Origin of the sequence: Sediminibacterium goheungense (assembly GCF_004361915.1) — a bacterium.
Taxonomy (GTDB): domain Bacteria; phylum Bacteroidota; class Bacteroidia; order Chitinophagales; family Chitinophagaceae; genus Sediminibacterium; species Sediminibacterium goheungense.
Window position 1 is genome coordinate 302763 of the sequence record NZ_SNWP01000011.1, and the last position, 21421, is coordinate 324183.

At 42.4% G+C, this 21421-nt stretch carries 17 protein-coding genes and 1 tRNA gene; 6 read left to right on the plus strand and 12 right to left on the minus strand.

All coding sequences use genetic code 11. From position 1 onward, the window contains the following. Nucleotides 1–6 precede the first annotated feature (6 nt). Both BC659_RS08910 and BC659_RS08915 read right to left on the minus strand, forming a co-directional pair. On the minus strand, nt 7–1443 hold the full coding sequence (locus BC659_RS08910) for an AAA family ATPase (RefSeq protein WP_133474366.1): 1437 nt from the start codon (nt 1441–1443) through the stop codon (nt 7–9). A 358-nt stretch (nt 1444–1801) separates the two neighbouring features. Then, a tRNA-Arg gene (locus tag BC659_RS08915) sits at nt 1802–1873 on the minus strand. Here BC659_RS08915 and BC659_RS08920 point away from each other — a divergent pair. The 4 genes from BC659_RS08920 to BC659_RS08935 all read left to right on the plus strand — a co-directional run bounded on the left by BC659_RS08920 (nt 1859) and on the right by BC659_RS08935 (nt 4460). After that, nucleotides 1859–2506: a hypothetical protein gene (locus BC659_RS08920; protein WP_133474367.1), complete on the plus strand. Its 648-nt coding sequence runs from the start codon at nt 1859–1861 to the stop codon at nt 2504–2506. The genes BC659_RS08915 and BC659_RS08920 overlap by 15 nt on opposite strands. 149 nt (nt 2507–2655) lie before the next feature. Further along, the gene (locus BC659_RS08925) at nt 2656–3108 is read left to right on the plus strand and encodes a VOC family protein (RefSeq protein ID WP_133474368.1); all 453 of its coding nucleotides are present in this window, start codon (nt 2656–2658) and stop codon (nt 3106–3108) included. A gap of 133 nt (nt 3109–3241) precedes the next feature. After that, the gene (locus tag BC659_RS08930) at nt 3242–3895 is read left to right on the plus strand and encodes a tetratricopeptide repeat protein (RefSeq protein ID WP_133474369.1); all 654 of its coding nucleotides are present in this window, start codon (nt 3242–3244) and stop codon (nt 3893–3895) included. An 85-nt stretch (nt 3896–3980) separates the two neighbouring features. Further along, nucleotides 3981–4460, plus strand: a complete 480-nt coding sequence (locus BC659_RS08935; RefSeq protein ID WP_133474370.1) for a GNAT family N-acetyltransferase — start codon at nt 3981–3983, stop codon at nt 4458–4460. A 164-nt stretch (nt 4461–4624) separates the two neighbouring features. Here BC659_RS08935 and BC659_RS08940 read toward each other — a convergent pair whose 3' ends face one another. From BC659_RS08940 to BC659_RS08965, 6 genes are all read right to left on the minus strand, one after another. Continuing rightward, the gene (locus BC659_RS08940) at nt 4625–6190 is read right to left on the minus strand and encodes a S10 family peptidase (protein ID WP_133474371.1); all 1566 of its coding nucleotides are present in this window, start codon (nt 6188–6190) and stop codon (nt 4625–4627) included. 116 nt (nt 6191–6306) lie between these two features. After that, nucleotides 6307–6924 carry an SCO family protein gene (locus BC659_RS08945; protein WP_133474372.1) on the minus strand — a complete coding sequence of 206 codons (618 nt, stop codon included), beginning with the start codon at nt 6922–6924 and terminating at the stop codon, nt 6307–6309. A gap of 28 nt (nt 6925–6952) precedes the next feature. Continuing rightward, complete coding sequence (locus BC659_RS08950) at nt 6953–7846, minus strand: transporter (RefSeq protein WP_133474373.1); 894 nt, start codon at nt 7844–7846, stop codon at nt 6953–6955. After that, nucleotides 7843–8877: a cytochrome-c peroxidase gene (locus BC659_RS08955; protein WP_133474374.1), complete on the minus strand. Its 1035-nt coding sequence runs from the start codon at nt 8875–8877 to the stop codon at nt 7843–7845. The genes BC659_RS08950 and BC659_RS08955 overlap by 4 nt, the downstream gene beginning before the upstream one ends. 5 nt (nt 8878–8882) lie before the next feature. Beyond that, nucleotides 8883–9677: an MbnP family protein gene (locus BC659_RS08960; RefSeq protein WP_133474375.1), complete on the minus strand. Its 795-nt coding sequence runs from the start codon at nt 9675–9677 to the stop codon at nt 8883–8885. A gap of 94 nt (nt 9678–9771) precedes the next feature. After that, nucleotides 9772–10134: a hypothetical protein gene (locus BC659_RS08965; protein ID WP_133474376.1), complete on the minus strand. Its 363-nt coding sequence runs from the start codon at nt 10132–10134 to the stop codon at nt 9772–9774. 134 nt (nt 10135–10268) lie between these two features. On the opposite strand from BC659_RS08965, the gene BC659_RS08970 reads away from it, so the two are divergent. Further along, the gene (locus BC659_RS08970; protein ID WP_133474377.1) at nt 10269–10469 is read left to right on the plus strand and encodes a YgaP family membrane protein; all 201 of its coding nucleotides are present in this window, start codon (nt 10269–10271) and stop codon (nt 10467–10469) included. Nucleotides 10470–10543: 74 nt separating this feature from the next. Here BC659_RS08970 and BC659_RS08975 read toward each other — a convergent pair whose 3' ends face one another. Further along, a complete protein-coding gene (locus tag BC659_RS08975; protein ID WP_133474378.1) occupies nt 10544–11431 on the minus strand; it encodes a hypothetical protein in 888 nt (295 codons plus the stop codon). 16 nt (nt 11432–11447) lie between these two features. Then, a complete protein-coding gene (locus tag BC659_RS08980; RefSeq protein ID WP_162847396.1) occupies nt 11448–16625 on the minus strand; it encodes an FG-GAP-like repeat-containing protein in 5178 nt (1725 codons plus the stop codon). A 496-nt stretch (nt 16626–17121) separates the two neighbouring features. On the opposite strand from BC659_RS08980, the gene BC659_RS08985 reads away from it, so the two are divergent. Then, nucleotides 17122–19530, plus strand: coding sequence for an outer membrane beta-barrel family protein (locus BC659_RS08985; RefSeq protein WP_162847397.1), 2409 nt, complete (start codon nt 17122–17124; stop codon nt 19528–19530). Between the two features lie 95 nt (nt 19531–19625). Here BC659_RS08985 and BC659_RS08990 read toward each other — a convergent pair whose 3' ends face one another. Next, nucleotides 19626–20063 (minus strand): hypothetical protein, encoded by a 438-nt coding sequence (locus BC659_RS08990; RefSeq protein WP_133474381.1) that lies wholly within the window; start codon nt 20061–20063, stop codon nt 19626–19628. 256 nt (nt 20064–20319) lie between these two features. Further along, nucleotides 20320–21297, minus strand: coding sequence for a phosphoribosylglycinamide formyltransferase (gene purN, locus BC659_RS08995; RefSeq protein WP_246027105.1), 978 nt, complete (start codon nt 21295–21297; stop codon nt 20320–20322). Nucleotides 21298–21421: the final 124 nt, after the last annotated feature.

The following is a 21421-nucleotide window of genomic DNA, read 5'->3' on the forward strand; positions in this document are numbered from 1 at the left end:
ATAATGTCAATCAAACAAAATATCCATCTTCAATTCATCCTCCACTAACTGCGTTTTATAATTATTTTCAGACACGCCATATGTGGTAAGCATAGTGAGCAGTAATGCTTTTTTTGTTTTTACCTGTTTGCGAAATGCGTTAAGTTTATTCGTAAGTTCTTCCGCATATTTTTTTGTAATGGTAAATTCAGTGTTACTGAATTTCATTTCAAAAATATTGATGCAATTATCTGCCCTGTCAATCAGCAGGTCAATTTGTGCTCCTTTGTTCTGGCTGTTTCCTGTAACCTGCCATGAATAGTACGATGAATGAATACCGGCTATTTGTAATCCTTTCTTAATCTGTTCTATATGTGTAAAGCATAGGTTTTCAAAAGCATATCCACACCATGCATGGTATGCTGTGGTTATGCTGAGTTGCAGCCAGTTATTTTTTTCATTGGCTTTTGTTTGCTGCATGAATTTCAGGTAGAAGAGCGAGAACTCATCTGTAAGACGATACAAAGCATTTTTCTCCTGCTTTCCATAAGGGTAAATTTTTAGGATAAATCCGCTTTCAGTCAATTCATTGAGTGCAGTGGTGATACCGCCCCCTGTGGGTAGTTTTCCGGTTACCAGCAATTCGTTTCTGGTAAGTCCTTTGTTTTTTTTCGCCAGCGCCTTAATAATCTGAATATGCTTTTCCGGATGGTTGAATAGTGCCTGGTACAGGTTATCAAATTCATGGACCAATGCGCCGTCTTTCGAAAAGCAGATTTTATCGATGTTCTGGGCCGTGCTCCTGCCTCTTTCAACAGCATTCAGGTATTGTGGTATACCACCCAGGGTCATGTATAACTGAAGTAATTGGTAGCGGTCGGGTTTTATATTTCTATGAGCAAGGTATTTTTCTGTTTCTCCCAGTGTGAAGGGAAGCAATCGTATACGCTGTGTTACCCGGTTGTGTAAACCACCCCGGTTATTGAGTACTTTGTCAATGATCCAGGAAGCGGCAGAGCCGCAGATTACAACAAGCAGATCGGCTCTTTTTGAGGCATACATGTTCCAGAAATAACTAAAAGCAGAGAGAAACCCTGATTTGTGACTGTCGAGCCAGGGCAGTTCATCGAAAAAGAGCACTTTCTTATAGCGATCTTTTTTTGTATTCAGGCAGTTTTCTAATAATTGGAAAGCGGCCTGCCAATTTTGTGGTGCCATGGGCGGTTTGTGATCAGGAAAAAAGGTTCCGATCTGAATGGCAAAATTGATGAGTTGTTCTTTGGTTTTTCCCTGGTACTGTCCGCTGCAAGCGAATGCCAGATGGTCTTTATAATAGGTTTTTATCAGAAAGGTTTTACCTACCCGTCTTCTGCCGTACAAGGCAAGTAATTCGGGGGCATTCGATTTCAGTAGGTTTTCAAGAATCGTTTTTTCAGTTTCCCGGCCTATGATAGTTGAAGACATTGTAATATTATTAGTAGCCAAAACTATATAAAAATTAATAGATTTGGCGAGTAATAATTTTATTACTCGCCAAATCTAAGTAATAAACCCCGGTTTTGGCAACTAATAGAATTGAGGTAGTAGGTGCCATTTTGTACATATCCCAACAGTTTGGAGCATAAAAGCCCAACTTTCAAAAGGCGGGCTTAGTAGTAGCAACAGGAATGGAACTAATATTTAAAGTTTAGCCCCGGTACTGCGCCCTTATTGGTTGCATAACCAACAAAGGATAAATATGGAATATCAGGTAACGCTTATTTTGAGTCGAGGGTTTGGTGCATAAAAAAGCCCGCCTTCGCAAAAGCTTCGGCGGGCGATGTAGTCCCGACAGGAATCGAACCTGTATCTAAAGTTTAGGAAACTTCTATTCTATCCATTGAACTACGGGACCGGGAGAAATGATGAACAGAGGAATAACGAATATCCAATGTCCAGGTTTCTTCGCGGTATTTTAAAATACCTGGTTATTTATAAGAACTTGTCATCAAAGTTTAGTCCCCACAGTACTGTGGGGATATCCTATCCATTGAACTACGGGACCGGGAGAAATGATGAACAGAGGAATAACGAATATCCAATGTCCAGGTTTCTTCGCGGTATTTTAAAATACCTGGTTATTTATAAGAACTTGTCATCAAAGTTTAGTCCCCACAGTACTGTGGGGATATCCTATCCATTGAACTACGGGACCGGGAGAAATGATGAACAGAGGAATAACGAATATCCAATGTCCAGGTTTCTTCGCGGTATTTTAAAATACCTGGTTATTTATAAGAACTTGTCATCAAAGTTTAGTCCCCACAGTACTGTGGGGATATTCTATCCATTGAACTACGGGACCGGGAGAAATGATGAACAGAGGAATAACGAATATCCAATGTCCAGGTTTCTTCGCAGTATTTTAAAATACCTGGTTATTTATAAGAACTTGTCATCAAAGTTTAGTCCCCACAGTACTGTGGGGATATTCTATCCATTGAACTACGGGACCGGGGAAAATAAGGAACAGAGGAATAAGGAATAAGAAATGTCCAAAGTCCAATGTCGATATTTCCAGGGGATTTAAAGCTAAGGGCTAAAAGCTAATAGCTAACAGCTCTCCCCCACGGGGGGCAAAAATAGGGGATTTACGATGCTGGGAAAAGGGGTATTTTAGGGCTTCAAATGAAATACATGCGAAAACCGGCACTCTTCCTGTTTCTATGGATCATCAGCACATCCCTTATGGCACAAAAACAAACACCCCGTATACAGCTTAACCACATCGCCATCCATGTAACCAACCTGCAACAGTCGGCCGCTTTTTACCGGGATGTGATCGGTCTCGATTCTATTCCCGAACCCTTTAAAATAGGCAAACATGCCTGGTACCGTATTGGCCCCGCCATGGCCCTGCATGTGATTGCCGGTGCCCCAGAAAAGAAAGAATACTATAAAAACAACCATATCTGCTTCAGCGTATCGGATATGGATGCTTTTCTCGCCCGCCTCAAAAGCGCCGGCATTGTATATGAAGACGTTTCCGGCAAAACCGGCGCCGTTACCACCCGCGTAGACGGTGTTCACCAAATCTGGTTCCGCGACCCGGATGGTTACTGGATTGAAGTGAATGACGCGAAGGAGTGAGTAGTGAGCAGTGAGTACTCAGTAGTGAGTAGGGCAGGTTAAAACTCTCTACTGAGTACTCACGACTCATCCCCCTCACTTTTTTCCCCTCTACTCACTACTGACTACTGACTACTCACTATATTTGCCGTCTATGAAATTTTACAATCTAATCATCAAATATCGTTTCTGGCTCAGCCTGGTGCTGGTTGGGGGTGGGGTGGCGCTGAATATGACGGGTACCGGTTTCTGGCCCACTTTTCCTATTTATTTTGTGGCACTCATCGGCTTGCTCAGCCATTTTTTTATTGGTCCGCTGCGCCTGATTCAGGAGCCCATGGAGTCGGGTAATATAGAAGAAGTAGAAAGAATTCTCAATGGTATCTGGTTTCCCAACCTGCTCTATAAGCCGGTTCGTTCTACCTACTATACCATTAAGGGAAACCTGGCCATGATGAAACAGGATTTTGATTCAGCCGAAAAACACCTGAAGAAAAGTACTGACCTCGGCTCACCCATGCCCGAGGCCGAAGGCGCCAATAAATTACAACTGGGTATGATGGCCATGCAGAAAGGCGACCTGAAACAGGGCGAAAGCTATATACGTGCCGCCATACGTGCCGGTATTCCCGATAAAGAAAGCGAAGCCGTGGCCTACCTTACCATGTGCCAGATTTTCATGAACAAAAGAGAGTTCCGCGCCGCCAAAGACTTCTTCCGCAAAGCCAAAGCCTGCAAACCCACCACCAAACAAGTGGTTGACCAGATTAAGGAAGTGGAGAAATATATTTCACGTGTACCGGGGTAGAGGAAATGTCTGATGTCTGATCGCTGATGTCTGATTTGGTTTTTTATATCCGACATCAGCGATCAGACATCATCGATTAAAAAGCATGTTAGCAATACAAAAGATATCAACCCAAAATGCCGCATTGGAAACTGTGCGGCAGCTTTTTTTGGAATATGCGGCTGAGCTGCAGGCAGACCTTTGCTTCCAGAGCTTTGATGCTGAAGTGAAGGACCCACTCAAAAAATATGGCCCACCGCTGGGTGTTCTCTTTCTCGCTTACTGGAATGAGGAACCCGCAGGTTGTATTGCCCTACAGCCGCTGGCTGATGCAGGTGTGTGCGAGATGAAAAGACTTTATGTTAAACCCGCTTTCAGAAAATATGGTATCGGCCGCGCATTGGTTGAACATTTGCTCGAAGCGGCGGAAAGCCTGGGTTATACCCGTATGCGCCTCGATACCCTCGACCGCCTCCAACCCGCTATCCGCTTATACGAACAATATGGCTTTGAAGTGATCAATGCTTATTATGAGAACCCGCTACCGGGGGTGGTGTATATGGAGCGAATAGTGAATAGTGAGTAGTCAGTAGTGAGTAGGTTTGAAAAATTTATTGCTTGCTACGAGTTACTTAAAACACTCCTTAGCATTCTTCTTTCTACTCACTACTCACTGCTCACCAACATATCCGACATCAGCGATCCTCCATCATCCATCCATCTGCGATCTGCCATCTGACATCAAAAAATCTAGTACTTCGCTGGTGTGCCCGGCCTTGGTATGCTTTTCTTGATGAACTTTCTCAGATTATCATTGCTCTTCTCCAGGTCTTCTTTCCGCAGGTACATCATGTGTCCGCTGCGGTAGCCTTCCCAGCTCATGCGGTCCTTCAGGCGGCCGCTGGGGTCCATTTGCCAGAGGTTGTACTGGGCATTGAAATAGTCGCAGGCACCATCATAATAACCTGATTGTACCAATACATGCAGGAAGGGATTTTCGGCCATAGCAGTGCGCAGGTTATCACCTGTTCTGTCGTTGGTACGATCCCAGGGGTTCACCGGACCGAACACATAGTAACGGTTATCGGTTTTGTATTTCAGCTCCTCACGTAAATACATATTGATGGCGGGGGTGAAAGAATGTTCCCATGATAAGAGTTCAGAATTGTAGTCGGGCGATTCACCGGCATCTTTTTTATCGATACCCTTGTAACGTGAATCGAGACGGCCCACGGTAAAGCCCTGATCGCGTAACAGTTCTTTCCAGAATAAATTAGTAGATACATCAAGGTTATTCTGCAGAATTACTTTTTCGTCGATACCTGAAAAACGCGCCATTTTAGCGGCAATGGCTTTGCGCTGCTGATCGTTGAGTAACCAGCCTTTGTTGATGGCAGGTATCAGCTCGTTCATGGTAAACTGTTCAACCTCGGGCAGCATATCGGTAAGGTCTTTCTTCTGCAGATCGGCCGGTAATTTTTTGTGGTACCAGGCAGTAGCTGCATAATAAGGCAGGCGCAGTGCGGCGGCTTCTCTCGGACTTCTCTCTATACCCAATGTGGTGGGTGATACGAGGATCACACCATTGAGAAACATCCAGTGTGCATTCTGTAATTCGAGTGCCAGACCAGATACACGGGTGGTACCATAGCTTTCGCCAATCAGGTATTTGGGTGAGGCCCAGCGGTTCATACGGGTAACAAAAGTGTTGATCCATTCAGCGAGGTATTGCACATCGGCACGTACACCAAAGAAACGGGTAGTGGTAATGTCTTTGCTGATGGGGCGTGAGAAACCGGTATTTACGGGGTCTACATAAACAATATCACATACATCGAGTACAGAATGTGGATTGTCTTTCATGCCATAGGGCTGAATGGGATAACCCTCATCATCTACATTCAGGATACGCGGGCCTGTATAACCAATCTGCATCCACAAAGCCGCAGTGCCGGGACCACCATTGAATGAGATGAGTAGCGGGCGTGTGGCTTTGTCTTTTACATCGGTACGTTCATAATAGGTAAAGAAAACACCGGCTTCAATTTTACCGTCTTTGTCCCACACGGGCATGGTACCTACGGTTGCTTTATACGGAACACGAACGCCTTTGATAGTGGCTTCATGTTCTGAAGTAACCGTGGCATCAGGATTAAAAGGAATGTTGAAATTTGCCATTCTTGGATCGGTAGAGCCCGATGAAGAAGGAGCGGCATTATTAGCTACAGGTCCACCGGTATTGTTACCGGCAGGTCTTTGTGACATAAGTGTGGTGGCCATACATACGGCAACACAACCCAGCATAATTTTTTTCATAGTAAGCAGATAGTTAGTGAATGGAATAAGGCTCAATATAAAACGAACTCAGTAACCGTCCTAATGAAAGCGGTTCGTTGGATGAAAAATGATAACTGGTCGGTAATAGTAGTAATTTATGCCAATAATATTTTGATATCAGCCATGAGGCGAATCATTTCTTTTTCACTGGTGCCATCATAAAAACCTCTGATCTGATTTTGTGCATCTACCAAAGCAAAATATTGGGTATGAATAAACTCTTCGGTATTCACCACATCATCGGCCGGTGCTGCTGATAAGAGGTATTGTTCTCTGGCAATGCGATAGAGACTGTCTTTCTGCCCGGTGAGAAAAATCCATTGGTATCCATCGGCGCCTTGTTGTAATGCGTATTTTTTTAGCACTGAGGGTGTATCATGTAAAGGATCTACCGTAAAAGATACAAACTTTACCTGCGGTGCACTTCTGAATTGCAGGTACAGTTTTTTCATGTTGCCGTTCATTTTCGGACAAATACCCTTACAAGTAGTAAAGAAAAATTCAACTACTCTGATGGAGCCTGCCAGCGAATCGGAATTGTATACAACACTATCCTGGGTGAGTAAGGCAAATTTTCCGGTTCGGTGTCCTTCTTCACCCAGAACGGGCAGCTTCTTGGCCGGATCAGGTTTTACCATTAGCAACACCATGGCCGATGCAATGATTACTACTAGTAGAAGAGGAAGAATACTGTATTTTTTTGCCCGCTTCATATAAGGGTAAAAATACAGTATTCTCTATTTACAGCAGGACGCTGGTATGAACCATCCATCTGCTACCCTCTCGTATAGTTCCTCTTGCATTATTTTGCCCAACCGGCAGCTGCAAACCGGCACCAATGGCTATTTTTTTCAATACTGTTTCCAGTCCGGGGGCAAAATAGATTGTATATCCGCCGGTTGATTCTTTGCGCCAGCCATTTTCCTGATCCTGCCCTCCATATTCAACAATCATCCCCATATTGGGTGCCAGTGAAACTGAAGGCAAGGGTCTGAATTTGTAGTAGTACTGCACAGTGCCTGTAAATCGGTTGCCATACCGATAGTTCAGTGCATTGGCTGTATTGATGCGGTACTGGAGTGATGCACTGATGCCTGCATCCTGTAACCGGTGATCGTATACCATATTGAATAAAAAATCGGTACTGCCTGTACCGGTGGGTTGCAATGATTGTTTGTTCCATTTGCCCGTGGGCAGTTTAATACCAGCGCCCAACCACCATTGCTGTATGCGTACCCGTTGCCGATCTGATTGTCTCGACTGAAACAGGTTCCACTGCCATATAGCTGACAGATCGCCAATACTATTATTGTGGATTTTGGTATCGATGGTTTTGCTTTGTTGAAACTGCCAGGGTACAGCAACCAATAATCTGCTTCTGTTGCCGGTTTGCCAGGCACCCCAATATTCAATACTACGCATGGTTTCCTGTGTTGTAAGATAAGAGCTTTCACCATTGGGGCCGAGATGTGTTACCAAGGCCCTTTGCTGGTAACGTATACCCACGATGCGTTTGTTAAATTGTGGCAGCAGCCCGGTATAATTGCCACCAATTCCACATCCGCAAATATCACAGGCATAACCCACATTCATGCATACATTCAATACTATCAAAAGGATATAAGTATGTTTCATTGCTCTGCCAGTAATGGATTCGTTATAAATTTTTTATCGTTCAGTGTTTGTAAAAAAGCCAGCAACCTGCTTCTGTCTTCTGTGCTTAGCTGAATACCTGTAAGGCCATTTTTTTGCAGGTTGCTGTCGAGGTTGGGAGTTATTTGAATACCTCTCTGGTAATGATCCAAAACAGCATCAAGCGAATAAAATCTGCCATCATGCATATAGGGTGCTGTGTAGGCAAGGTTTCTTAAGCTAGGAACCCTGAAGGAAAAACGATCTGCTGCATTTAGTGTAATCAGGAAACGTCCTTCATCAGGTACCAATGTTGGGGGCAATCCATTATTGCGAAAACTGTGATCGGAAAAAAGCGGCTCACGATGGCAGTTGGCACAATGTGTTTTGAAAACCTCATAGCCTGCGGCTTCTATTGCTGTAAAATCGGCCTCTTTTCGCATTACACTATCATATTTAGACTGATCGCTGATACATAATAGCATAAACTGAGAAAGTGCTTTCAGCATGCGTACAGCAGTAATTTCTCCGGAGCCAAATGTTTTTTCAAATAGGAAGGGATATTGTTTATCCTGCCGCAGTTTATCGAGTACCCTGTCAACGGTCTCATCCATTTCCAGATGGTTGGTGATTGGGGCAATGGGTTGCAGATCAAGATCGAAAACGCCGCCGTCCCAGAAGAAATGTTTGTTCCAGGCCAGGTTCATAATGGGCTGACTATTACGCGTGCCAAGCCTGTCTTCAATACCATGGCTCACATCATGACCATGATGTGTAAAAGCGGCAGACTGTATATGACAGGTGCCGCAACTGATGGTATTGTTACGTGAGAGTCGGGCATCATAAAAAAGTTTTCTTCCCAGTTCAAAACCCGCCTGGGTAGGTGTATTACGTGATACCGTATAAACAGGTTCAGGAAAATGCGGTGAATACTGAAAGCCTGTAAAGGAGGCTATCTTATCGATAACCTCCTTATTACATGCCAGCATAAACAATATCATGATCCCTGATACGAGGGTGATTCGTTTAGACATAATGATTAGTTTTCAGTGTGATCGTGACGGAACATCTGGGCATAATTGTTGGCAATATCTACACTCAGGTTACCAAACATCACTGTTGGGTTAGTAGCAATAGAAATGCTACTGGTACCTGTAAATATTTTGCTGATATCAGCAAAGAGGTGAATATTTGAACCCCTACCTGCTTTTACTTTGGCGGTTCCTGCTACTCTCAGATCCAGTGCTATGTTTTTAATATTATTGATAGTAGGGCTGCTATAACCACCAAAGCCTCCAATATGATAACGGAATTTTTTGTTACCGTTCTGGTCTGCCGGTGCCTGTGGAGAGGAGCCTTCCATTTTGAAGAAAATATATCCGCTGTTCCAACTCCAGTACATGCCGTTCGACATTCCACCTGCCGGGTCCAAAACACCGGTTCTCTTTGTGATATCCATGGTACTACGTAAACTATCAACACCCAAAACGAAACGCAGGCCAGCATATTCACCTGCAGGTACATTTAATGCTACTTTATGTGTAGCAGCTTCTGCTTCTTTTATTAAAAAATAACTACTGTCTTGCGGAATCGTATAGATACTGCCATCGTTTTTTACCAGTTGAATATTACTGATGTAATACTGTAGCAGATCTATTGTAAATAATTCACCTGCACTATTGGTGTAGGTGCCTGTTTGCAGTTGTAAATTTTGTGCACCAACAATGTTATCGAACTCAATGGATAATTGTCCGGGCTCCTGGTTTTCGGTTACTTCTTTTTTGCAGGAAGTTAACATGATGAGGCAGGCGAAAAAGCTTATAATAGGTTTCATATATTGATACAATGATTGGTTACAGGCATGGCAAGGCCAACCTGTGGTTAATAAAAGAAATGATCAGAAAAAATAAATCGGTAACTAAGAAGGATTAGCAGGCTGGTGGATGAAAAACAGATTTACTGTTTTGCTGCAAATGAAAAAACTGAATGGCAGGGAATAACCTGACACTGTTTCTGTAAGGAGTAAGTGAAACTGCTGAAAAAATTTCAGTATACACCGGGTATTCACTCAGCTGCTGAGTTTGTTGTTCTTTCTGCTGCTTGTCTTGTTCTTCCTGCATTTTTTGGAAAACGGCTTTGGTGCTTCCGCAGAAAACTGTGGATCGGTCTTTTACGACCTGCTCAGATGAAATTACATAATGCTGCTGCTGAAACGCATTGATATGTATCCAACGGCTAAACGGCTGCAAGGCAACCGAAAAGATGATAAGGAGAATAGATACATTTTTCATTGCATTGCAAAAGTAGGTGCTATTGTCTGCCTGAAAAAAAACTACTGAAATATTTTATTCATTTCATGTGACAAAAGTCATGTTATGAATGCCCAACTCAGCCTACCTTGTACTACTCAATCAAAACACGCTATATGAAAACCAACATGGGAAATACTGATCGTATCATTCGTGTACTACTCGCCATCGTAGCTTCCGCACTCTATTTCACAGGTACTGTAACGGGTACCTGGGGAACCGTATTGCTGGTATTAGGAGGTGTGTTTATGGCGGTGGCAGCCATCGGCTTTTGTCCGCTTTATGCCATATTCGGCGTCAATAGCTGTAAGAAATAAGAAATAAGGAATAGGAAATAAGGAATGAGGAAGTAACATACTGCTTTACATTCTCATTCCTTATTTCCTATCCTTTATTTGCACGCGTAGCTAAAGTTTGTTTTTCCGTAAACAATGGCCATTCCCTGTTGTAAATCGCCACTGGCGTTTATGGATTGTATATAGCCGTCTGTATTGAAGCTGTAGCTGCTGAAATTGGTGGTCCAGGTGTCTAGTATATTACTGTTGGCAGGATTATAAATTTTGGTTACAATACTGGTGAGGGCCCTGTTGGCTTTATTGCCAAATGACAATGCCGTATTCAGCACATTACTTTCAAAGGCGTCGGGAAAGGTGTAGATCCAGTTTTTAATGGTGGTATTGTTATCGTATACCAGATCTGCTTCCAGTAATTTTAGAGAAGTATTCCCGGCTACACTCATTACACATTTTGTAAGCAGACTGTTTGTGTACGTATAATTAGTGGTTTGGAAAGGGGTGGCAGATCCATTGATATACAGTTGTTTGGTTATGAGAAAGCCCTCACTATTGTAAGTGTATACAAAGCGATGATCATCTGCTGTGTTGGGTATGCTCATATCTGATTTCGTAACAAATACACTCACTCTTTTCGAAGCATCCAGTTTGATGTATTGATACTGATCGAGTCTTATAGAATCTGCTGTGATATAAGAAAGGTTGGCTTCATATATTTTGGTATTGGCAAGGCTATCAAAAACCAAAAATTTAGTTGGCATATCGCTGCCGTTTAAGCTGATGGATAAAACAAAATCAGATTTGGCACCTGTATTTGCCTGCGATACCCCAGACAACAAACAGGTTCTGGGTGTAGTGGGGGGCGGATTGGTGGGTGGGTTGGTAGGTGGGTTTACCGGTGGGGGTGTTTCCTGTTTACTACAACCCATAAAGAGTGCAAGTCCACAACCTATATAAAATAAATATGCTAAAGCAATTCTTTTCATCTTACTGTCTTCTTACTTATTGAAGAATGATGGTTTTGGTTTCTATGTCACCGTTAATTTCCACACGCACAAATGCAGTTCCTTTATAAGTACTTAGTGTAACCGGAATTTTTATTTCACGACCATAGAAAATGAAACGGTTGGTTTGTGCGAGTACCAATCCGCTGGCATCGGTAACCATTACACGTGCCACTACATTGGTTACCCTTTCAAGACTGGCAACTACTGTAAAGGTGCCGCCGGTAACAGGGTTGGGGAATATGCGCACTTTCACGGTATCTGAACTGGCGGTAGTTGGCAATATTACAATTGGCAAGTCATCTGATGCATCCCAACACAATCGATTTGCACTGGTTTCAACCCGGTAAAAGCCCACTTTTCTGGCAACCAGTCTGTTGGTGGTATCGCCATTGGTACGGATATTATTGAAATACCATCTGTAATAAGGAGCAGTGGTACTAATGAGTATAGAATCGCTGGTGATTCCAATAGAGGGTTTGGTATTGGTGTTTTTTATCAGGTTCACAATGGGTGATGCAGCAGATAAACAGGTATTCTGCGTAGCTACTCTTACGGAAACCTGCGCACTGTTAACCACTTTTATGGAAGCTGTTGTTTCACCTGTGCTCCAGCTATATTGGGTGAGGTTGCCGGGAGAACTAACAGATAAAATCACTGAATCTTTGAAACATAGTAAAGTGCCGTCTGTGGTAATCTGGTTAATAATGGGTCTTGTACCAAAAACAGAATCACAATTGCTAACTGCAACAGCCAATTTTTTGAGGATGGTACCATTGGATAAGCTATGTATGATACTGTCAGTTTTATTGCCAATCACAGAGTCACTTCTGAATCTTACATAGATTGTTGTAGTATCGAGTTTGCCATTTGAAAAACTGATATTCAGTTGTTGTGTAAAACCAGTGTCTGCCTGACGTGAAACCTGATAAAACCTTGGTGTGATGATGCGGATAGCATTATCAGTAATACTATCGGCAGTTATTTTATAAGACTGTACGTTAGTAGTAATACCCGTTTTTGCAATAAATGACAACTTGTTTTCCGGATATATTTTCAAAACCGGTTTAGGCGTATTAGGTGCAGGTTTTGTAGTGTCTGCCTGCATCGTTACTTTAATAGGCATATATTTTGTGATGGCACCTATTGAAGTATGACTTACACTGTCTGTAATGGATGTATATACTGTATCGCTGTAAAACTGAATATAAATTTTTACTGAATCCACCCGCTTGTTCAATGGGGCCACTATTAATTCTTTTACAAAGCCTGTATCTAACGAGCGTGATATTTTGAATCGGTTAGGGGCTGTAAGTTTTATATCTCCAGACAGGTTAGTGCCATTGAGATAGTAAAATAAGGCGGGAGTTGCTATGCCTTTAGCTGCATTAACCTGCAATGGTCCTGCAGGTGTAGACAGGGTAATGTTAGCAGTTGAATCTTTCTCAAGAAATATTTTTACCGGTATTATTTTGTTTTCCGCACCAGGAGATGAATGGGTGATGTTAATGGTTAAGCTGTCTGAAAGACCGTCTAAGAAAATAAGCTTTACATAAATATTGGTACTATCTATTTTCCCATTTACAGGCGTTATAATTAACTGGCTTTGAAAGCCACTGTCTGCATAACGGGATACCATTAATCTGGCCTGTGGGAAACTTATATTTAATGCACCTGTAAGCTTTGTGGCGCTTAGTTTGTAAGAAGTGACGGGAGGAGAAGCCACGTTATTTTTAACGGTAAATTTCACCGTGCCACTAACACTAATAGCAGGATTCGTAACGTATGTAAATCCACTCAGTGAATCAGTTGAAATGGTATTGCTAACTTTAATATTACCACTTGTTCCTCTGCTAACTACTGCCTTGATTAAAGAATCGGATATTATCTGAAAACTCAATGCAGCAGAATCGCCAAAACTTACAGCAGATACATTGATAAAATGATAGCCAGTAATGGTAATTGTATCACCAAACCCTCCGTTACTTGGTGTAAAGGACAATATTTTAGGGACGGGTACATAGGTAAAACCATTCAGTGTATCTGTACCATATGGGTTGGTTACACTGATGCTACCTGATTTCGCAGCTTTATTCACTACAAAACGGATGGTCGTATCAGAGAGTTCGGTAAAGCTCATGGCAACATCGCCGGCTTTAACCAAACTGGTTCTTGAAAAATTGTATCCTTTTACCAAAACAGTGTCAAGTCTTTTCGCATTGACAGGTGTGAAGGCAATAATTTTCGGTAAACGTATTTTATTCCGCAAAACGGAGATATTACCAGACTGGTTATTAGCCGTCAGAATTTCTGGCATACCATCACCATTGATATCCGATCCATATACTGATGCAGGATCCTGTAGGGAAGCAAAACTAATCTTGTTGCCAAATGCAAATCCGTTCTGTGTACTTCTGTTGGGGTATAAAGAAACTGTATTAGAATCTCTGTCTGGAACAAGGAGATCAGGTTTTCCGTCGCCGTCCATATCCGCAAAACTGAAACTTCCCGGATTAGCTGTTGTTGGCAACATCAATATGCTATCCAGTTTTATTGAATCGATCGTACTCGTGTTTTTGTACAGATAAATATTTGCTGATCCTGAAAAACCAAAAGCGAAGTCAGGCTTTCCATCCACATCTATATCTGCCGTAATTGCTTTAAGTGGTAAAGCTGTACCAATCGTATAATTTTTAGCAATATTAAAGGATAGGTTAGTGCTGTCGGATGTGTTTTGTAAAATGCGTAAACCGGAACTGCCATTATTAGAGAAAGTGGTAATAATATCTGCTTTTCCATCTCCATTTATATCAGCTATGTTGAGATAGTCTGCACGAAACGGAATAAGATTAATGGTTTTACCAGGTGCAAAGCCAAAATTTCCATTGGAACCGGTATTTAAAAAATAATGGATGAGTGAGCTGTTGCCTGAAATAGCAATGATATCTGCTTTTCCATCATTATTAATATCTCTGATGGCAACACTGGTTGAACCATTTCCTACCGCAGAATCGAATTTGGCACCGAATGTTATAGAACTATCTGTACTGGTATTCGGAAAAACAGAAATACTGCTACTACTGCCGGCATTGAAGTTTGTAATTACGATTTCTTTTTTCCCATCTCCATTCAGGTCGCCGGTAGCAAGGCCAAATGTACCGGTACCTCCGGCAAATAAAGAAGGTACGGGAAGTGTATCATTACTGATAGTTGAAAGATTGCGGAATATGGAAACCTGATTGGAGGCCTGATTGGTAACAATAATTTCAGGCTTACCATCATTATTAAGGTCTTCTGTGATGATAGATCTTGGACTGCTCCCACTGGTAGCGAAATATTTAGCGGCTGCAAAAGAACCGGTTGTAATATTTCTTGCATCCGCATTAAATGACGTAACAACAAAAGGCGCATTGGAACTCGCACTTAATCCATTGGAGATTACTGTAATGGGCTCATAGCTTGCAGAAGGTGGAGCGGTTACCACAAGCTGAGTATTACTGGCCGCAACCACTGATGCTCTCACGGCACCGAAATAAACAATATTCTTAGTGGTACTGTCACTGAAGTTCTTTCCCGAAATGGTTACGGTTGTACCCACAGGTCCTGAGGCAGGAAAAAATGTATTAATCACAGGTACAATGCTTGATGAAGTGTTAGGCAAAGGATTGTTATTAACGGCCTGCGATTTGAAAAAAGCGAGTGCAAATCCAAGGTTAATGCTGCCCACTGCAATATCGGCTCCACCATCATTATTAAAGTCGGTTATAGCAGCTGCAGTCGCATTGATGGGTGCCGATAAAGTTCCTCTGGTTATAAAAGAAGAAGTATTAAGATTTCCGGTAACGGACTTATTCTCCCAAAAAGAAATGAGGTTATTACCTGCAAGTGTGATGGCGATATCTGGCTTACCCTTACCCGTAAAATCAAAAAGCGATAATGAAGATGGCCCCTCACCTGTTGTAAAGGAAACCTGCGTATCGAAAGCAGCAGTGTTCAGAACTCCCTGTTGCACACGATTGGGTGTAATTAAAAGTTTGTTGGAACTGAAATTGAGCAGCAGCAGTTCAGGCTTGCCATCATTATCAATATCTTCAGCATATATACTGGAAACAGGTGAATAAGCGGAAGACAACTTGATCCGATTGGAAAAAGAATTTGCGCTAAGCTGCCCGGTCGTAGAGGTGTTGCTAAAAATATGTATACCCGAGTCGGCACCCAAGCCAAAGAATTCTGCTCTGTTATCGCCATTTAAATCTGCCACAGAGAAAGATTTTAATGATACCGGACTGGTTACACTGATTCTGTTAGAAAAGCTGCTAATAGTAAGTATGCCATTGACAGATTCATTTTTAAATGCAATGATTTTAGCAGGTAAAACAGATGTCGATGTAGACAGATGCCCAATGATGTCCTGTTTGCCATCCAAATCAAGATCGTTAATAAACGCATGTAATAAGATTTGTTGTACGTCATTGGTTCCTGCATTTCCGATAAAAAGATCCTGCATTTGTAGAAAACTAATAGAGTCTCTGGTAGAAGTATTTTTTAAAACAGTAACAAAAACAGAATCGGCATTTGTTAAACAACCAAATACGAGATCAAGCTTGCCATCCCCATCAAGGTCGCCTGTGGCAGTGGTAAGAATACGTCTGTTGGTAGTAATATCTTTATGTGTAAACTGAGGAGTACTGCTACCTGTATCTACTTTGTTATTTTTTAAAACAGTGTATAGTCCAGCTTTGGGATCAGTTATGATCACATCTACAAATCCATCGTTGTTAAAGTCTCCCATCGCCAACCTAGCCGGATTGAGTGTGGTATTGATATTTGTACGGGCACTGAATTGTGAAGCCTGCAATGAGTCTTTGGTATCATAAAAAGGCACAAATGATTTAGCACTGTACGTTGTTAATTTATTGATGGTAACACTGATTTTACCCAGTGTAGCAGCTTTAGGGATAGTGATGATGAGAGAAGTATCAGTTGCAGATAAAATATTGGCTTTTACAGGTCCAACATATACAAACCTATTCGAATCAGCAGCTGTAAATCCAGTTCCTTTAATCGTTAATAAAGTGCCAGGTTTAGCACTGGCAGGCGAAAAAGAACTGATAGAAGGCTGCGAAGTTCCATACAAGGACACTAATAGCAGACATACAAACAAAAGGTTTCTCATAAGCATATTTAGAAACTATCATTTTATACAGTTTGTAGCAGATAATATGGTTTTTCAACAAACTATAAAGTCATATATGCGCAACACTGCATTTACTCAATGAATCAAACCGGATTACCAACGTGTATGGGGGATACACTATTTAATTCTATTCGACAATCAGGAATTTTATAAACATCTTTCTTGGGTTTCCAGCCTAATACGAAAATATGGATAAATAGTATTAAAAGTCTATGTGTTGGAACAAATCTGGCTTTTATCAGCATCCTGGCTAAAACCCCGGTAAATACGTATTATCACCTAACTACTCTGGCAGGCAGCCAGTAAAATGTAAAAAAGCGTCACCGGATTCACTGCGTTTAATCCTTTGTTTCTCTCACTTCTGCCATATATCAAGAAATGTGTACTATGGTCTATGTTCCTGCACTTGCGGGTGGGGATTGGCCGATATTTGTTGGCTTATACCCTTATCACCCACAAGTACCTGTTCGCAGTTATGAAGAAATCGTTTTTAGTTTTATTGCTTGGCTTTTTCATGGGCACTTCAGCAGCATGGGCGCAGACTTACCAGCTCATCATCAAAGTATCAGACGAAAAACAATTACCGATTGAAGGGGGGGTAGTGGAACTGTTTGCAAAAGACAATAAAACAGGCAATGCTATCAGTAAAAAAAACGGAGAAGCCGTTATTGCCAATGTGAAACCCGGTGTATATGAGCTGGCGGCTTCTTTCACCGGATATGAACCCCAGCGCCTGAAAAATATAACCCTTACCAACGCAGATCTCTACCTGGAAATAAAGCTGAAAGTGGCGGTGAATGAACTGGCACAGGTTACGGTACAGGCTACCAAACCCTTTATTCAGCGCGAGCAGGGTAAACTCATTGTAAACCCCGATGCATCGCCCACCAATAACGGTACTACTGTTGTTGAACTGCTCGAGAAATCGCCGGGTGTTATGATCGATAGAAACAATGGTATCAGCCTGCGCAATAAATCGGGGGTACTGGTACTGATCGATGATAAACCCACTTATCTGCAAGGCGCTGATTTAATCACTATGCTCTCATCCATGAATACTTCACAGGTGGAGAAAATAGAACTCATCACCAACCCATCTGCCAAATACGATGCAGCGGGTAATTCGGGCATTATCAATATCAAAACAAAAAAAGTTAAACAGATAGGTTTTAATGGTAACCTTACCATGGCAGCTGCTATGGGTGTGCACCCACGTACCAATAATAGCCTGTTGCTCAACTACCGTAAAAATAAATGGAGCCATTACTTCTCTTATGGTATTAATTATGCCAAAACTAAGATGACGATCTATGCACTGCGTACTTATTTTAATGCAGCAAGATCACCCATCGCCATTCTTGAACAACCAACAGTTTTCAATAATACCAACCTCAACAATACCCTTAAATACGGTACTGAGTTTGCCGCAACAGATAAACTTAGTTTTGTATTTTCTGTATCCGGTTCACTCATTAACCGAAAAGCAAGAAATACAGCTACTGCCGATTGGTTATCGCCATCGGGAACCATCGACTCTTCTATTTTCACCTCATCTAAATCAGAGAACCGATTTACTACAGGTACCATGAGTATCGGCTCGAGGCATAAGCTTTCTAAAACCCAACAACTCACCATCGATGCGGATGCAGCACGCTATGATTTGAATAACGAACAATATTTTCAAAGCGACAGAACTGGCTCACAAGGATACACCATTGGTACGTTGGGTAATATTCCTTCCCTCATTAAAATATTCTCCGTAAACAGTAACTATACACAGGAGATGGGCAGAAATGGTAAACTGGAAGCAGGTATTAAAACATCAAAGATTGATACTGATAATGATGCGGGTTATGCAGTAAGTATGAACAATGGTGTATGGAAGCCGGATTATGGTAAGAGTAACCATTTTATTTACGGAGAAAAAATTCATGCAGCATTTGGTATGTATGAACAGAAGTTTAAAAAGCTCACGGTACAGGCTGGTCTGCGTTATGAGTACACGCATTATGATGCTCATCAGTTGGGCAATGTTGTAGTAAAAGATTCTTCTTTCAGCCGCAACTATGATGGTTTCTTTCCATCAGGTTTTGTTACCTGGGAGGCAGATTCGGCCCATACTTTTTCTGTATCCGTCGGCCGTCGTATTGATCGCCCCAATTTTCAAAGACTCAACCCTTTTGTAAACATCATCAACAAATACACGCTTGAAAGAGGTAATCCTTTTTTCAGACCACAGTTTACCTGGAACTTCGAATTATCGCACCAGTATAAGCAATTGCTGCATACTACTATTTCTTATTCACTGATCAGGGATTATTTCTCACAGTTGTTCCTTACCGACCCCGATGGCAGTCTGGTATATACACAGGGTAATGTAGGACGTATGCATAATTATACATTCTCCATGATGCTCACTACCAAACCTGCCAAATGGTGGTCGTTAAATACAGAAGCCATTTACACCTATAAAAAACTGATTGGTTATGTATGGAATAATTATCGTTCAGATATTTCGCAATTGACTTTCAATATGAATAACCAATTCCGCATTTCTAAAAAAATCAGTGCGGAGCTATCGGGCACCTATACAGGCAGGTCGCGAAATGATTTACAGGAATTGCTGTACCCTTTCGGACAATTAAACGCCGGGTTCTCTATGCCTGTGATGAAGAACAGCGGCACACTGCGACTTTCTTTCCGCGATATCTTTAAAACATTTTGGATGGAAGGCCTCACCGATTTTAAAGATGCAGAAGAATACTTCATCGTACGTCGCGATAGCCGTGTTATTACCGCATCCTTTTCTTACCGTTTCGGTAAAACCACCAAAGCCGCCAAACAGAAATCTGCTACTGAAGAAATGCGAAGGGTTGAGCTGTAGGAAATGAGAAACATGAAATAAGAAATAAGGAATGAGAAAGGACAGCAGTATCTCACTTCCTGATTTCTTATTTCATATTCCTTATTCCTTATTTCCTACCCCCATACATCCGGGTGCCTGGCGAAATAGGGGAGAGCGAAACAGCCGGAGAGGCCGGTGATGATTTCAATGCCCAGGGTGAGCCCACGGGCGCTGGCAGGGAGCGGTTCTCCGGTGGGCATCATATTAGGACCGAGGGGAATAAACGCAACAATGGTAATCAGACAAAGGCAGAGCAAGGTATAGAGTACGGTACCTCTTTTCAGGTGTTCGGCCATGGCAGCATATACAATACCTGCCGCAACCAATGTGGGAATGGTGAAATAGATAATGGAATTGATGTTTACCCATTCCGCAAACTCATACCCGGTAATCTTTCGGTAAATAAGATCGAAAGCGAGATTAATAACAGTGGTGCCGATGCCTACAAATAGGCCACCCAATATGCCACGCGTGGCCATACTGTAATGGTAAGGGGAAGTTCCGGTTTCCATATCGAAAGGTTTTAGTGTCAGAAAATCTGTGCTACCTCATACGATCGGAAAATGCCTGGCGATGATAAGACCTGTTTCTATAAATATACGAAAAAAAGTTGGGATCTGCAAGTAAAGTCGGGAAGTCCGAAAGTCCGGGAGATGATTGTGTATGTACAAACCCTCCGTGCCGTACGCTGTGTGACTCCGTGGTAAAACCACTGAGCTAAAGGAGTCAGATACGGAGTAGCACGGAGGGTTGCTGTATAACTACACCCTATCGGACTTCCGGACTTCCGGTCTTTCGGACTCCCTCCACTACCTGCTCTACAATCTCAGGAAAATAACGATGTTCCAGTTCATGGATCTTTTGTGCGAGGGTATCCGGGGTATCGGTGTCGGTTATTTCGCAGCGGGCCTGGAAAATGTGTTCACCTTCATCAAAACGCTCATTTACATAATGGATGGTGATACCACTTTCCTTTTCACCCGCCGCAATTACTGCTTCGTGTACATGCCTGCCATACATACCCTTACCGCCATAATTGGGTAAAAGGGCAGGGTGAATATTAATAATGCGGTTGGGGTAGGCTTCTATAAGCGCAGCAGGAACTTTCCAGAGAAAGCCGGCCAGTACAATAAAATCGATACCGCTGCGGTGCTTCATTTCATCTACATAGGCATTGCCACGGAAAAACTTCTCCTTTTCTATCATCAGCACCGGAATACCGTTATCGGTCGCTATCTGTATAACTCCGGCACCCGGTTTATTGCAAACCACCAGTTGAACCTGGATGGAAGCATGATTTTTTAGATGGGCTATGATTTTGGCGGCATTGGAGCCCGCGCCGGACGCAAAAATCGCTATGCGGGTGATGGCTGATGTCTGATCGCGGGTGTCGGATTGCGGATTGGAAGAAAGTCCATGATCCATGGCCGATGTTGTATCTAATTTGCTTTCACCATTGACCATTGACCATTGACCATTGACCCTCCGCCACATTTTCGTCAGGTAATTGCGGAAAAAGGGAAATTGTCCGGTGAAGAGGCTGACCACCAGTACACAGCCGGGCCAGATGATGGTTATCAATACTATATATATTATATAATAAAGAACGCCCTTTTCGAGGGAGGTGAGCGCCATTAAACGCTTGCCTGTATAGCCGCAGAGACTACCACCAACGGCAAAAGTGGTAAAAACGAGGATGAACCGGGGCCATGATAAACCCCATTTCTCTTTCAGGCGACGAAACATGGCCCAAAAATGCGATAAAAAATGGAGGAAAATTGCAATAGGCCTTTTTTTAGCCACAGATTCACAGATTAAAAAAGAAATCTGTGAATCTGCGGCTTGATGAAAGCATTCTTTAGATGCAGGA